Source organism: Streptomyces sp. enrichment culture (assembly GCF_964272895.1).
In the GTDB taxonomy this organism is placed as follows: domain Bacteria; phylum Actinomycetota; class Actinomycetes; order Streptomycetales; family Streptomycetaceae; genus Streptomyces.
In genome coordinates this window covers 6,385,775-6,398,978 of sequence record NZ_OZ186832.1, presented here as the reverse complement: position 1 = coordinate 6,398,978, position 13,204 = coordinate 6,385,775, and the positions used below count along the sequence as shown (strand labels likewise).

The following is a 13,204-nucleotide window of genomic DNA, read 5'->3' as shown; positions in this document are numbered from 1 at the left end:
CGCACCTGGCCTGGCCGGAGGAGCAGTGCGCGCAGGGGCGTCTCCCGGCGTCCGGACGCAAGAACCCCCGCGACGGCGGTGATCGTCGCCGTCGCGGGGGACCGGGCCGGGATCGAGCGGATCGTTACTTGCCCAGCGCGCGCTGGAGCTGCGCCTTGTTCATGTCCGAACGGCCGTGGATGTTGCGGCGCTTGGCCTCCTCGTACAGCTGGTCGTAGGTGGGTCCCTGGGAACCCTTGCCGGAGCGCTGGCCGCCGCGCCTGCCCGAGGACATGTCCTGGGTCGAGGTGCGGCTCGCCGTCTTGGACTCGCCGGAGCGTGCGCGTTCCTTGTTCACGGTGCGCGCGGCGATCTCCTTGGCGCGGGACTTGCTCTCCCCCCGGTCCAGCGCGCTCTCCTTGATGTGCTCGTACTGGCGTTCCCGCTTGGGACTGGAACCGCGTGGCATGAGTGCTCACTCCTCTCAACGGCCGTCACCGGGTACCCGCTTTCCCGGTCATCCTCCCGGTGACGGCACGCTCGGGCGCGTTCAGTGCTCCAGGCGGGCGACGCGTCCCTTCTCGCCGGAGGCCCAGCAGGCGCGGTCGGGGGTGCAGTCGACGGTGTCGTAGGAGCCGGTGTCCACCGTGCGCCAGGTGCGGCCGCCGTCGGTGGTGAGGTCGGTGCCGGTGGGGCCGACGGCGAGGGCGGCGCTGCGGCTGTGCGGGAGCCAGGCCACACCGGAGCGGTAGGCGGGCGGCGGGCGGTCGGCCGGCTGCCAGGTGCGGCCGCGGTCGGTGGTGCGCGCGGCGGCCCGCGGGGAGGTCTGGTCGGGGCGGTAGTCGCCGCCGACGGCGAGGCCGTGGGTGCGGTCGCGGAAGGCGAGCGCGAAGACACCGCGGGCCGGGTCGCCGGCCGGGATCGGGCTGTCGGCGGCCGTCCAGGTCAGTCCGCGGTCCGCGGAGTGCAGCACGCGCGCGCGTGCGGCGCCGCCGGTGGCCAGCCACACGTCCTTCGGTCCGGACGCGACCAGACACTGGCCGCTCGCCGCGAACCCGGCCTCGCCCTCCTGCGCGGCGGGCATGCCCGCGTTCGGCAGCACCGTCCAGGAGCGGCCGCCGTCGCCGGTGGACAGGATGCGGAACCTGCCGTCCACCGGGTCGCTCAGGGCGAGGCCGTGGCGGTGGTCGAAGAAGGTGAGGCAGTCGTAGAAGGCCCGCGGGTCGGTGTTGCGGAAGGACTCCGTCCAGGTGGCCCCGCCGTCCTCGGTGCGGTAGACCCGCGATGCCTCGCCCTCCCCGATGGCGAGCACCACGGCCCGCCGGGCGTCGAACGCCTCGATGTCCCGGAACTGCAGCCCCTCGGCCCCCGGCGGCGAGACGTTCCGCCAGCTCGCGCCTCCGTCGGTGGTCCGCAGCACCGTCCCGGCGCTCCCGGACACCCAGGCGATCTGCCGGCTGACGGCGGCCAGCCCCCGGAACCGGACCGCGGTGGTGCCGCTGTCCTTCAGCTCCCAGTGCGGCGCCGTCCGCTCCTCGTCCGCCTGCGCCGGTACGGCGGTCAGCGCGGCCAGCGCCGCCCCGCACGCCATGGCCGCGGCCACCGCCCGGCCGGCCCGCCCCGATCGTCCCGTCCCTCGCGTGCTCCCCATACGCCTCATGGCGCGCGAAGCTAGCCGACGCCCTCGGCGCCGTCCAGAGCGCCTGATTGTTCGATATCGCAGGAGTGAGTCACCGCAGTGATGGAACACGGTGACAGAGGTCACTGGAGAGGGGTGTGCACGTCTCGGCCGATTCCTACGTCTCTTCCGGTGACCGGCCGCCATCCACCCGGAATTCCGTCCCGCCGTCGCAAGGGAGCAAGGCCTTGTCCACCGTGATCGAGCAGCCCGTCGAGGCCCGTCTGGTCGCCGCGGCACCGCGGATGCAGCGCATCCCGGCGACGCTGCACTACGACCGGCGCGACCCGTTCGCCGTCCGTATGACGTTCCCGGCCCAGGCCACGCTGGAGGGCGTGGAGGTGTGCTGGACCTTCGCCCGCGAGCTGCTGGCGGCGGGCCTGGAGGGCGCCGAGGGGTTCGGTGACGTGCGGGTGCGGCCCTACGGCTACGACCGCACCGAGCTGGAGTTCCACGCCCCGGAGGGCACCGCGGTGGTGCATCTGCACTCCGCCGAGGTGCGCCGGTTCCTGGACGCGACCGGCGAGCTGGTCCCGGCGGGCCGGGAGCACCTCATGGTCGACCTGGACCGCGACCTCGCGGAGCTGATGCGGGACGCCTGCTGAGGCCGGTCAGCGGCCCTCGGCGAACAGGGCGTTGAGCTCGCCGTAGTCCGCGCCGCCGGCCAGCGTCCCGTACGTGCCGTCCGCGAGCAGCTCCCGCGCGGCCCGGCGGGTCAGCGCGTGCACGGCCAGGGCGATGCCCGCCCCCGCGCTGACCCGGGCGACGCCGAGCGCGGCGAGGTCGGCCACGGAGGGGGCGCCGGGGCCCACCATGACGTTCAGCGGCGCGTCGATCCCGTCCACGAGCAGCTTCACCGTCCCCGGCTCGACGGCACCGGGGACGAAGATCCCGTCGGCGCCCGCGGCGAGGAAGGCGGCGGCCCGCTCCAGGGTCGCGTCCACTCCCCCGGCGCCCCGCAGGAACGTGTCGATCCGGGCGTTGACGAACAGCGGCACTCCTTCGGCGTCGGCGGCCTCCCGCGCGGCCGCGATCCGCTCGGCCTGCTCCTGCACCGGCCGCAGCGCGCCCGCGCCCGCCTCGTACCGCCCGTCCTCAAGGTTGACGCCGACCGCGCCCGCGGCGAGCACCGCGCGGACGGTGTCCCCGACCCCGGCGGCGTCGGCCGCGTAGCCGCTCTCGATGTCCGCGGTCACCGGCACCCGGACGGCCGCCGCGATCCCGGCGACGGCAGCGAGCGCGCGGTCCCGCTCCAGCCGGTCACCGTCCGCCGCGCCCAGCGCCCAGGCCAGCCCCGCGCTGGTGGTGGCCACGGCGGCGGCCCCGGCGTCCTCGGCGATACGGGCGCTGGGCAGGTCCCAGGCATTGGGCAGGACCAGGGGACGGCCGGGGACGTGCAGGGCGCGGAAGGCGAGGGCGAGGGCGAGGGCGTGGAGCGGGTGCTGGTTCGTCATGCGCCGTACTCAACCAGCCCTGGGTACAGGGGGTCTGGCAGGAATCCGACATGGTCGTGGAGCGGCCCGCAGGGAAATCCGTTGACAGCCGCGGAAGCCCCCTCTTACGGTGTATGAGGTCCTGTTGCCGTCGATAGGAGAAGGACGTTGCTCCTCTGAGGTCCTGAGACACCTGCGTCACACCCGCCATGGGGTGTGCGCCGCGTGCGACCTCGGAAGGCGAGCCGTCCCCCGACGAACAGGGCTTTTCTCATGCCCAGGGCTGTCCTCGCGTCCCCTGGTCGCGGTGTCTCACACGCGTTCGCCCTTGATCACCTGAAGCAACCGCGGAGGCGCCCTGATGCATACGTCCCTCACCTGTAGCTCCCTCTCCTTCTCCTGGGCCGACGGCACGCCCGTGCTGGACGGGCTCGACATCTCCTTCGGCCCCGGACGCACCGGGCTGGTCGGTGTCAACGGAGCGGGAAAGTCCACCTTGTTGAAGCTGATCGCCGGTGAGCTCACCCCGACCGAGGGCACCGTGCGGGTCGCGGGCGAGGTCGGCTATCTGCCGCAGAACGTCACCCTCGACACCGCGTCGAAGGTCGACGAGGCCCTGGGCATCGCCGCGCGGCGGGCCGCGCTGCACGCCATCGAGGCGGGCGACGTGGCCGCGGAGCACTTCGAGACGATCGGCGACGACTGGGACGTCGAGGAGCGCGCGCTGGCCCTGCTCGGCGAACTCGGCCTCGGCCACATCGGCCTGGACCGCACGACCGGCGAGCTGTCGGGCGGCGAGTCGGTGCTGCTGCGGCTGGCGGCGCTGCTGCTGCGCCGCCCCGACGTCCTGCTGCTGGACGAGCCGACCAACAACCTCGACCTGTACGCGCGGCGCCGGCTGTACGAGGCCGTGCGGTCCTGGCCCGGTGTCATGGTCGTGGTCAGCCACGACCGCGACCTGCTCGAACTGGTCGACCAGATCGCCGATCTGCGCGGCGGCGAGGTCACCTGGTACGGCGGCAACTACTCCGCCTACGAGGCGGCCCTGGCCACCGAACAGGAGGCGGCCGAGCGGATGGTGCGGGTCGCCGAGGCCGACCTGAAGCGGCAGAAGCGTGAACTCGTCGAGGCCCACACCAAGTTGGCCAGACGCACGCGCTACGCGAACAAGATGTACGAGAACAAGCGCGAGCCCCGTGCGGTGATGAAGCTGAGAAAACGCTCGGCCCAGGTCTCCGCCGGCAAGCACCGCATCATGCACGAGGAGAAGCTCACCGCGGCCAGGGAACGGCTCGACGAGGCGGTGGAGGCGGTACGGGACGACGACGAGATCCGTGTCGACCTGCCGTACACCGCCGTACCGCCCGGCCGGACCGTGCTCACCCTCCAGGACCTGGAACTCGCCCACGGTGCCCGGGTCAGGGGCGGGCTGGAGCTGCGCGGCCCGGAGCGGGTGGCGCTGATCGGGCGCAACGGCGCGGGCAAGACGACGCTGCTGCGCACGATCGCCGGGGAGCTGGCGCCGGTCTCGGGCCTGGTGGCGGCGCATGTGCCCCACCGCTTCCTGCCGCAGCGCCTGGACGTGCTCGACGACGGGCTGACGGTCGCCGAGAACGTGGCCCGGTTCGCGCCGGGCGCCACCGACAACCGGGTGCGGGCACGCCTGGCCCGCTTCCTGTTCCGGGGCGCCCGCGCCGACCAGCGGGCCGGCACCCTGTCCGGCGGCGAGCGCTTCCGGGCGGCGCTGGCCGCGCTGATGCTGGCCGAGCCGGCCCCGCAACTGCTGATGCTGGACGAACCGACGAACAACCTGGACCTGGCGAGCGTACGGCAGCTGACCACGGCTCTGGAGTCCTACGAGGGCGCGCTGCTCGTGGCCGGCCACGACCTGCCGTTCCTGGAGTCCGTCGGCATCACCCGCTGGCTCGTGGTGGAGGAGGGAGAACTGAAGGAAATCACGCCAGAAGATGTCAGGTATTCCGCCTAGCTTCGGCGGCATGCCCGATTTCATCACCCTCACCGGAGCCAGGGAGAACAACCTCAAGGACGTGACGCTCCGCATCCCGAAGGGCCGGCTGACCGTGTTCACCGGCGTTTCGGGATCGGGGAAGTCCTCGGTCGTCTTCGACACGATCGCGGTGGAGTCGCAGCGCCAGCTGAACGAGACGTTCACCTGGTTCGTGCGCAACCGGCTGCCCAGGTACGAGCGGCCGCACGCGGACGAGCTGGCGGACCTCTCCCCCGCGATCGTCGTCGACCAGCGGCCGCTCGGCGGCCACTCCCGCTCCACGGTCGGCACGATGACCGACATCTACGCGGTGATCCGCGTGCTGTTCTCCCGGCACGGCACCCCGAGCGCCGGTCCGGCGACCGCCTACTCGTTCAACGACCCCGCCGGGATGTGCCCCGAGTGCGACGGGCTGGGGCGGACGGTAGGACCGGACTGGGACCGCATCCTGGACCCGGAGCTGTCGCTGGCCGGCGGCGCGGTCCGCTTCCCGCCGTTCGCCGCGGGCACCTGGCAGGGTCAGGCGTACACCAACAGCGCGGAGCTCGATCCGCACAAGCCCGTCGGCCGGTTCACCGCCGCCGAACGGGAGTTCCTGATGCGCGGCCGCCCCGGCAGCAAGGTCACCGTCAGCGGCGCGGGGGGCACCTGGACCACCGAGTACGAGGGCCTGGCCGACCGCTTCGAACGGCTGTATCTCAAGCGGGACCTGTCCGCGATGAGCCAGAAGACCCGCGACCTGGTCAAGGAGTTCCTCACGGAGGGCACCTGCCCGGCCTGCGAGGGTGCCCGCCTCAACGCGGCGGCCCTGGCGACCCGGATCAACGGCCTGACCATCGCCGACTGCACCCGGATGCAGGTCACCGAACTGATCGCCGTCCTGCGGGAGATCGACGACCCGGTGGCCGGCCCCATCGCGCGGGCCGCCGTCACCGCCCTCGAACGCGTCGACGCCATCGGCCTCGGCTACCTCAGTCTCGACCGCGAGACGTCCACCCTCTCCGGCGGCGAGGGGCAACGGCTCAAGACCGTGCGGCACCTGGGCTCCAGCCTCACCGGGATGACGTACATCTTCGACGAGCCCAGCGTGGGGCTGCACCCGCGGGACGTCGGACGCCTCGGCGATCTGCTGCTGCGGCTGCGCGACAAGGGCAACACCGTGCTCGTCGTCGAGCACGACCCGGACGTCATCCGCCTCGCCGACCATGTCGTCGACATGGGGCCGGGGGCCGGCACGGGCGGCGGGCGGGTGGTGTTCGAGGGAACGCCGCACGAGCTGGCCGCGTCGGGCACGGTGACCGGACGGTGTCTGCAGCGGCCCGTGGTGCTCAAGGAGGACGTACGGACCGCGCACGGCGGGCTGTGGGTCAAGGGTGCCGACCGGCACAACCTGCGGGACGTGACGGTCGAGTTCCCGGCCGGGGTGCTCACCGTGGTGACCGGGGTCGCCGGGTCCGGGAAGAGCACGCTGGTCGAGGAGTTCACCGCCGCGCACCCGGACGCGGTGGTCGTGGACCAGTCGTCCGTCGGGATCTCGGCACGGTCGACCCCGGCGACCTACCTCGGCGTCATGGACGCGATCCGGCGGATCTTCGCGCGCGGGACGGGCGCCGAACCGGGGTTCTTCAGCTTCAACTCCTCCGGCGCCTGCGGCACCTGCGAGGGCCGCGGGATCATCCACACCGACCTGGCCTTCATGGACCCGGTGACCACCACCTGCCGCGACTGCGAGGGGCGGCGGTTCAAGGACGAGGTGCTGCGGCTGACCCTCGACGGCGTCTCCGTCGCGGACGTCCTGGAGATGACGGCCGATGACGCGCTGGAGTACTTCCAGGACACCGGCGTACGACGGCGGCTGCGCGCCCTGCGGGACGTGGGCCTGACGTACCTCACGCTGGGGCAGCCGCTGTCCACGCTGTCCGGCGGGGAGCGCCAGCGCATCAAGCTGGCGACCCGGCTGCACCGAACGGGCGCGGTGTACGTGCTCGACGAGCCGACGACCGGGCTGCACATGTCGGACGTCGACGGGCTGCTGGGGCTGCTGGACCGGCTGGTGGACGGCGGCAACACGGTGGTGGTCGTCGAGCACAACCTGGACGTGGTGGCGCGCGCCGACTGGATCGTCGACCTGGGGCCGGACGGCGGCCGGGACGGCGGCCGGGTGGTCTTCGAGGGCACGCCGAGGGAGCTGCTGGCGGCGCCGGACTCGGTTACCGGCGAGTACCTCAGGAGGGCCACGGGCTGAGAGCGGGGTTTTGTCCCGGCCGGACCGCACTGCATGATGGCCGGGCGGCGCAGCGACATCGCGCCGGTGAAGCCCCACCGATACGGAGACACCCTCGTGCCCAGCAAGAAGGCCCTCATCCGCCGTCCCGGCCCCCGTCTCGCCGAGGGCCTCGTCACGCACATCGAGCGCGGCGAGGTCGACGTCGACCTGGCGGTCACGCAGTGGGAGGCGTACGCCGAGGCGCTGCGCGAGCACGGCTGGGAGACCATCGAGGTGGACCCGGCCGACGACTGCCCGGACGCGGTGTTCGTCGAGGACACCGTCGTGATGTACAAGAACGTGGCGCTGATCTCCCGCCCGGGTGCCGAGTCCCGGCGCCCGGAGACCGCCGCGGTCGAGGAGGCCGTGGCGAGCCTCGGCTGCTCGGTGAACTGGATCTGGGAGCCGGGCACGCTGGACGGCGGTGACGTGCTGAAGATCGAGGACACGATCTACGTGGGCCGGGGCGGGCGCACCAACGCGGCCGGGGTGCAGCAGCTGCGGGCGGCCTTCGAGCCGCTGGGCGCGCGGGTGGTCGCCGTGCCGGTGACCAAGGTGCTGCATCTGAAGACCGCGGTCACGGCGCTGCCGGACGGGACGGTCGTCGGACACATCCCGATGATGGACACGCCGTCGCTGTTCGGGCGCTTCCTGCACGTCCCGGAGGAGTCGGGGGCGCATGTGGTGCTGCTCGGCGGCAACAAGCTGCTGATGGCGGCCAGCGCCCCGAAGACGGCCGAGCTGTACACCTCCCTCGGCTACGAGCCGGTCGTGGTGGACATCTCCGAGTTCGAGAAGCTCGAAGGCTGTGTGACGTGCCTCTCGGTGCGGATGCGGGAGCTGTACGCCTGACGAGGTGATCCCGATCACCCGGACAGCCCCGGGACCTGCGGGTCCCGGGGCTCTTCCGTATGCCCGCACGCCCCCGGCGGTCACAGCCGGCCCGCCGGGTCTTTACCTCGCTCTTAACCTACGGCTTCGTAACCTACGGATTCGTAGCCTACGATCCCGTAAGTTCCCGGCGCTCCCCCCGCCGGTGCGTTCCGCTTTGCGTGTGTATCCCCTGGAGTACCTGTGACGATCACTTCTCCCCACCTGGGCAGCCCTTCCGTTTGGACCGACGCCCGCCTGCTGTACGCACTGGAGGAAGTGGTCGAGAAGGAACTGAACCGGCATCTGAAGGTCGCCAAGGACTGGATGCCGCACGAGTACGTGCCGTGGAGCGACGGCCGCAACTTCCCCGGCTTCTTCGAGGACGGCGAGCCCTGGGACAAGGAGCAGTCCAAGGTCACCGAGATCGGCCGGATCGCCCTGGTGGTGAACCTGCTGACCGAGGACAACCTGCCGAGCTACCACCACGAGATCGCCACGCTCTTCGGCCGGGACGGCGCCTGGGGCACCTGGGTGCACCGCTGGACCGCGGAGGAGGGCCGCCACGGCATCGTCATGCGGGACTACCTGCTGGCCTCGCGCGCGGTGGACCCGGACCAGCTGGAGCGGTTCCGCATGGCGCACATGAGCGAGGGCTTCGAGTCGGACAACAGCCACTCGATGCTGCACTCGGTCGCCTACGTCGCCTTCCAGGAGCTGGCGACGCGCATCTCGCACCGCAACACCGGGTTCCAGTCCGGCGACCCGGTGTGCGACCGCATGCTGGCGCGCATCGCGACCGACGAGAACCTGCACATGGTCTTCTACCGCAACCTGCTCAAGGCGGCCTTCGAGCTCGCCCCCGATCTGACCATGCAGGCCGTGCGGGACGTCGTGGTGAACTTCCGGATGCCCGGCCACGGCATGCCCGGCTTCGAGCGGTTCGCCGCGCAGATGGCCATCGGCGAGGTGTACAACCTGCGCATCCACCACGACGACGTGCTCCAGCCGGTGCTGCGCTTCCTGAAGGTCATGGAGATCGACGGCCTGGGCCCCGAGGGCCGTCAGGCGCAGGAGGAGCTGGGCATGTTCATGGCCGGCCTGGACGCGGAGGCCGCCAAGTTCGACGAGAAGCTGGCGGCGCGCAAGGCGCGGATGGCGGCGCGGGGCCGGCTCTGACCGTCCCCCGGCGGCGCGCTCAGCTCGACGTACGGCGCAGCTGGAGGCGTTCCTTCTCGGAGAGGCCGCCCCACACGCCGAAGCGCTCGTCGTTCCGCAGCGCGTACTCCAGACAGGCCGGGCGCATCTCGCACATCGCGCAGATGCGCTTGGCCTCGCGGACCGAGCTGCCCGGCTCGGGGAAGAAGAAGTCCGCCCCGGTCTGCGCGCACAGGGCCTGAGCCTGCCAGGCGGGGGCGGCCGGGGTGAGTGTGTCGTAGTGCATGGCCGTCATCGTGCCGGGCGGCGGAAAACGTTCGATCAACGCGGGATCAACGCGCCCGCGGCACGGGCCGGCGGCCCGACGATGATGCCGTCCGCACGGGGTGAGGCGCACGGCGGCGCGCGGTGGACGCGGGTGATCGCCGGTGGGCGGTTGTCGGTGGGCGGTGCCAGACTCGGCAGTGCGGACAGCGGGCTTCTGCCGAGGAGGGCGACGATGCTCACCACCCGTTTCGTCGACGGCGCTCCGAACTGGATCGACGTCGGCACCCCGGACCTCGACGGCGCCGCCTCGTTCTACGGCGGCCTGTTCGGCTGGCGGTTCGTGCCGGGCGGCCCGGAGGTCGGCGGGTACGGCCTGTTCCAGCTGGACGGCCGGACCGTGGCCGGGGGGATGCAGATCCCGCCCGAGCAGGGCCCGCCGTCCTGGACGGTGTACTTCCGCAGCGCGGACGCCGACGCCACGGCCGAGGCCGCGCGGCAGGCGCACGGTTCCGTCGTCTTGGAGCCGATGGACGTGACGGACCGGGGCCGTATGGCGATCCTCGGCGACCGGGCGGGCGTGCCGTTCGGCATCTGGCAGCCCCGGTCGACCCACGGAGTGGACATGATGCAGGCGCCCGGCTCGCTGCGCTGGCTGGAGCTGTACACGCCGGACATCGCGGCGGCCGCCGGTTTCTACCACAGGGTGCTCGGCTGGGAGACGTCCTCCGTCACCTTCCCCGGCGGCTTCTACACCTGCGTCAACCCGGCCGGTGAGGGCGAGGACGCCATGTTCGGCGGCCTGGTCCCGCAGGACGAGGAGCCCGAAGAGTCCCGCGGCGATCCGTACTGGCTGGTCCACATCGAGGTCACCGACACCGACGCCGTCGTCGCCCGCGCACGGGAGCTGGGCGGCGCGGTCCGTATGCCCCCCACCGACATCCCGGACGTCGGCCGCGTCGCCAAGCTCACCGACCCCTACGGCGCCCGCTTCGCGGTGATCACCAGCGCGCCGCGCGGCTAGGCGCTGGCGCGGCGTATCAGCGTGGTCGGCAGGACGAGGCCGGCCGGTGTCTCCGCGTCCGTGTCCGGCCCCGGGGGCCTCGCCGTGTCCCCGGCGAGGCGGGTGAGCAGCAGGCGTGCCATCAGGCGGCCCATCTCCTCGATCTCCTGGCGGACCGTGGTCAGCGGAGGGTCGGTCTGCTCGGCGAACGGCACCATGTCGTCGAAGCCGACCACGGCGACGTCCTCCGGCACGCGCCGCCCGCGCTCGCGCAGCACCCGCAGGGCACCGGCCGCGGACAGGTCGTTGGCGGCGAACACCGCGTCCAGGTCGGGACACCGCTCCAGCAGCTCCCGCATCGCCCGCTCCCCGCCGGCCGGTGTGAAGTCGCCCTCCGCGACCAGCCCGGTCTCCCCCACCGTGTCGCGGTAGCCGTCGAGGCGGTCCGCCGCCGAGGTCTGGTCCAGCGGCCCGGTGATGTGCGCGATCCGGCCGCGCCCGAGTTCCACGAGATGGCGTACGGCGTCCCGCGCGCCGCCCCGGTTGTCGCAGTCGACGTACACCGTCGGCGCGTCCTCGTCCTCGGCCCCCGCCCAGCCGGGGCGTCCGCCGAACACGGCCGGGACCCCGGCACCGCGGATCAGGCCGGGCAGCGGGTCGTCGAGGTGCAGCGAGAACACCAGCGCGCCGTCGACATGGCCGCCGGCGAGATAGCGGCCCACCCGGGCGTGGTCCTCGCGGCCCTCGGTGAGCAGCAGGACGAGCTGGTTGTCGTGGGCGGTCAGCTCCTTGCTGATGCCGCGCAGCTGGAGCGCGAAGAAGGGGTCGGCGAAGACCCTGGTCTCGGGTTCGGCGATGACGACGGCGACGGCGTCGTGGCGCCGGGTCACCAGGCTGCGCGCGGCCTGGTTGGGGACGTAGCCCAGTTCCTCCACCGCCCGCATGACCTTGCGGACGAGGGGTTCGCGCACGCCGTCGCCGCCCCTGACCACGCGGGAGGCGGTGGCCCGTGACACCCCCGCCCGCGCGGCCACGGCCTCCAGCGTGGGACGCGGCGCGCTCTCGGTCACGGCTCAACTCCTCGTCTGCGGCTCGCGATCAGGATAGCCAGCCGCCGTGCGCGGGACGCCGCCGCGCTCAGGAGTCCTTCTGCGCCCGGCCCGGCTGCGCCTTCTTCGCCCGGCTGGGCTGCACCCGCTTCGGCTCGCCCGGCATCTTCGGGTACTCCGGCGGATAGGGCAGATCGCCCAGCCCGTGGTCGTGCTCGTCCTTCGCCGCCAGCTCCAGCAGGGCGTCCAGGGAGTAGGCGTGGTCGTCCATGTCGGCGTGCACGTCGCCGACCTCGGCGAAGCGCGCGGGCATGGTCCGGATGTCGAAGTCGGCCGGGTGCGCCTGTCCCACCTCCTCCCAGCGCAGGGGCGCGGAGACGGGGGCGTGCGGGCGGGGGCGCACCGAGTAGGCGGAGGCGATGGTGCGGTCGCGGGCGGTCTGGTTGTAGTCGAGGAAGATGCGCTCGCCGCGCTCCTCCTTCCACCACTTGATGGTGACCCGCTCCGGCATCCGGCGTTCCATCTCGCGGCCGACGGCGATGGCGGCGCGGCGGACCTGGGTGAAGGTCCAGCGCGGTTCGATGGGCACGAAGACATGCAGCCCGCGGCCGCCGGAGGTCTTGGGCCAGCCTCGCAGTCCGCCGAACTCGTCCAGCACGGCGCGCAGTTCGTGGGCGGCGCGCACGGCGTCGTCGTAGTCGGTGCCGGGCTGCGGGTCGAGGTCGATGCGCAGTTCGTCGGGCCGGTCGACGTCCCGGCGGCGCACCGGCCAGGGGTGGAAGGTGAGGGTGCCGTACTGGGCGGCCCACAGCACGGCGGCCTCCTCGGTGGGGCACATCTCGTCGGCGCTGCGCCCGCTGGGGAAGGTGATGTGGGCGGTGGGGATCCAGTCGGGCATGTTCTTCGGCGCCCGCTTCTGGAAGAACCACTCGCCGGTCACCCCGTCGGGGTAGCGCTCCAGGGTGGTGGGGCGGTCGCGCAGGGCGCGCAGGATGCCGGGGGCGACCGCCTGGTAGTAGCGGGCGAGGTCCAGCTTGGTGTAGCCGCGCTCCGGGAAGAAGATCTTGTCGGGGTTGGACAGCCGTACGGTCCGGCCGCCCGCCTCCAGTTCCACCGCGTCACCCATGCGGCCACCGTAGGCGTACGCCCCATCCCTCGCATATCGGACCCGCGCGGGCGCAGGATGGAGAGGGGCGAACGGCTCGTACGAGAAGAGGTGCGAGGTCATGACCCTGTTCATGGACGTCCACCACGGTATGCGGGGCATCACGGCCGACCAACTGCGTCAGGGGCACGACGCCGCGATCGCGATCCAGGAGGAGGAAGGGGTGCACTTCCGGCACACCTGGGCCGACCCGGACTCGGGCACGGTCTTCTGCCTCACCGAGGCCGCCTCGGCCGACGCGGTGAACCGCCTGCACGAACGCGTGGGAGGCAGGCCCGACGAGATCCACCCGGTCCCGCTGACCGTCTAGGGGGCCTGGCGTCACCTGCCC

14 protein-coding genes are annotated in these 13,204 nt (G+C 72.5%); 7 read left to right on the top strand and 7 right to left on the bottom strand.

Features of this window, described 5'->3' with window-relative positions:
• Positions 1–124: 124 nt before the first annotated feature.
• The gene (locus ACSU6M_RS28575) at positions 125–448 is read right to left on the bottom strand and encodes a plasmid stabilization protein (RefSeq protein ID WP_437073478.1); all 324 of its coding nucleotides are present in this window, start codon (positions 446–448) and stop codon (positions 125–127) included.
• A gap of 81 nt (positions 449–529) precedes the next feature.
• A complete protein-coding gene (locus ACSU6M_RS28570; RefSeq protein ID WP_437075393.1) occupies positions 530–1,570 on the bottom strand; it encodes a WD40/YVTN/BNR-like repeat-containing protein in 1,041 nt (346 codons plus the stop codon).
• 275 nt (positions 1,571–1,845) lie between these two features.
• Here ACSU6M_RS28570 and ACSU6M_RS28565 point away from each other — a divergent pair, with 275 nt between their 5' ends.
• Positions 1,846–2,262, top strand: a complete 417-nt coding sequence (locus ACSU6M_RS28565; RefSeq protein WP_437073476.1) for an SsgA family sporulation/cell division regulator — start codon at positions 1,846–1,848, stop codon at positions 2,260–2,262.
• A gap of 6 nt (positions 2,263–2,268) precedes the next feature.
• On the opposite strand, the gene ACSU6M_RS28560 is transcribed toward ACSU6M_RS28565, so the two are convergent.
• Positions 2,269–3,111: an isocitrate lyase/PEP mutase family protein gene (locus tag ACSU6M_RS28560; RefSeq protein WP_437073474.1), complete on the bottom strand. Its 843-nt coding sequence runs from the start codon at positions 3,109–3,111 to the stop codon at positions 2,269–2,271.
• A gap of 340 nt (positions 3,112–3,451) precedes the next feature.
• On the opposite strand from ACSU6M_RS28560, the gene ACSU6M_RS28555 reads away from it, so the two are divergent.
• The 4 genes from ACSU6M_RS28555 (at position 3,452) to ACSU6M_RS28540 (ending at position 9,413) form a co-directional block, all read left to right on the top strand.
• Entirely contained in the window at positions 3,452–5,077 is a 1,626-nt protein-coding gene (locus ACSU6M_RS28555; RefSeq protein ID WP_437073472.1) for an ABC-F family ATP-binding cassette domain-containing protein, read from the top strand.
• 10 nt (positions 5,078–5,087) lie between these two features.
• The gene (locus ACSU6M_RS28550) at positions 5,088–7,343 is read left to right on the top strand and encodes an ATP-binding cassette domain-containing protein (protein ID WP_437073471.1); all 2,256 of its coding nucleotides are present in this window, start codon (positions 5,088–5,090) and stop codon (positions 7,341–7,343) included.
• A gap of 96 nt (positions 7,344–7,439) precedes the next feature.
• Positions 7,440–8,216: a dimethylargininase gene (ddaH, locus tag ACSU6M_RS28545; protein ID WP_437073469.1), complete on the top strand. Its 777-nt coding sequence runs from the start codon at positions 7,440–7,442 to the stop codon at positions 8,214–8,216.
• Positions 8,217–8,438: 222 nt separating this feature from the next.
• On the top strand, positions 8,439–9,413 hold the full coding sequence (locus ACSU6M_RS28540) for an acyl-ACP desaturase (RefSeq protein ID WP_437073468.1): 975 nt from the start codon (positions 8,439–8,441) through the stop codon (positions 9,411–9,413).
• A 19-nt stretch (positions 9,414–9,432) separates the two neighbouring features.
• Here ACSU6M_RS28540 and ACSU6M_RS28535 read toward each other — a convergent pair whose 3' ends face one another.
• The gene (locus ACSU6M_RS28535; RefSeq protein WP_437073466.1) at positions 9,433–9,678 is read right to left on the bottom strand and encodes a WhiB family transcriptional regulator; all 246 of its coding nucleotides are present in this window, start codon (positions 9,676–9,678) and stop codon (positions 9,433–9,435) included.
• A 35-nt stretch (positions 9,679–9,713) separates the two neighbouring features.
• On the bottom strand, positions 9,714–9,899 hold the full coding sequence (locus tag ACSU6M_RS28530) for a hypothetical protein (protein WP_437073465.1): 186 nt from the start codon (positions 9,897–9,899) through the stop codon (positions 9,714–9,716).
• Here ACSU6M_RS28530 and ACSU6M_RS28525 point away from each other — a divergent pair.
• Positions 9,892–10,680, top strand: coding sequence for a VOC family protein (locus tag ACSU6M_RS28525; RefSeq protein ID WP_437073463.1), 789 nt, complete (start codon positions 9,892–9,894; stop codon positions 10,678–10,680). The two genes, ACSU6M_RS28530 and ACSU6M_RS28525, sit on opposite strands and share 8 nt — an antisense overlap.
• Here the strand turns inward: ACSU6M_RS28525 and ACSU6M_RS28520 are convergent.
• A complete protein-coding gene (locus tag ACSU6M_RS28520; protein ID WP_437073462.1) occupies positions 10,677–11,729 on the bottom strand; it encodes a LacI family DNA-binding transcriptional regulator in 1,053 nt (350 codons plus the stop codon). The two genes, ACSU6M_RS28525 and ACSU6M_RS28520, sit on opposite strands and share 4 nt — an antisense overlap.
• Positions 11,730–11,796: 67 nt before the next feature.
• Positions 11,797–12,834, bottom strand: coding sequence for a non-homologous end-joining DNA ligase (gene ligD / locus ACSU6M_RS28515; RefSeq protein ID WP_437073460.1), 1,038 nt, complete (start codon positions 12,832–12,834; stop codon positions 11,797–11,799).
• 100 nt (positions 12,835–12,934) lie between these two features.
• Here ligD and ACSU6M_RS28510 point away from each other — a divergent pair, with 100 nt between their 5' ends.
• Positions 12,935–13,183: an SCO4226 family nickel-binding protein gene (locus ACSU6M_RS28510; RefSeq protein WP_437073458.1), complete on the top strand. Its 249-nt coding sequence runs from the start codon at positions 12,935–12,937 to the stop codon at positions 13,181–13,183.
• The last annotated feature ends 21 nt before the right edge of the window (positions 13,184–13,204 follow it).

Excerpts from the sequence above, each read along its gene's own strand:
- ACSU6M_RS28575 (WP_437073478.1), bottom strand. The coding sequence starts at position 448 with ATGCCACGCGGTTCCAGTCCCAAGCGGGAACGCCAGTACGAGCACATC.
- ACSU6M_RS28570 (WP_437075393.1), bottom strand. The coding sequence starts at position 1,570 with ATGGCGTGCGGGGCGGCGCTGGCCGCGCTGACCGCCGTACCGGCGCAG.
- ACSU6M_RS28560 (WP_437073474.1), bottom strand. The coding sequence starts at position 3,111 with ATGACGAACCAGCACCCGCTCCACGCCCTCGCCCTCGCCCTCGCCTTC.
- ACSU6M_RS28555 (WP_437073472.1), top strand. The coding sequence starts at position 3,452 with ATGCATACGTCCCTCACCTGTAGCTCCCTCTCCTTCTCCTGGGCCGAC.
- ACSU6M_RS28550 (WP_437073471.1), top strand. The coding sequence starts at position 5,088 with ATGCCCGATTTCATCACCCTCACCGGAGCCAGGGAGAACAACCTCAAG.
- ACSU6M_RS28535 (WP_437073466.1), bottom strand. The coding sequence starts at position 9,678 with ATGCACTACGACACACTCACCCCGGCCGCCCCCGCCTGGCAGGCTCAG.
- ACSU6M_RS28525 (WP_437073463.1), top strand. The coding sequence starts at position 9,892 with ATGCTCACCACCCGTTTCGTCGACGGCGCTCCGAACTGGATCGACGTC.
- ligD (WP_437073460.1), bottom strand. The coding sequence starts at position 12,834 with ATGGGTGACGCGGTGGAACTGGAGGCGGGCGGCCGGACCGTACGGCTG.
- ACSU6M_RS28510 (WP_437073458.1), top strand. The coding sequence starts at position 12,935 with ATGACCCTGTTCATGGACGTCCACCACGGTATGCGGGGCATCACGGCC.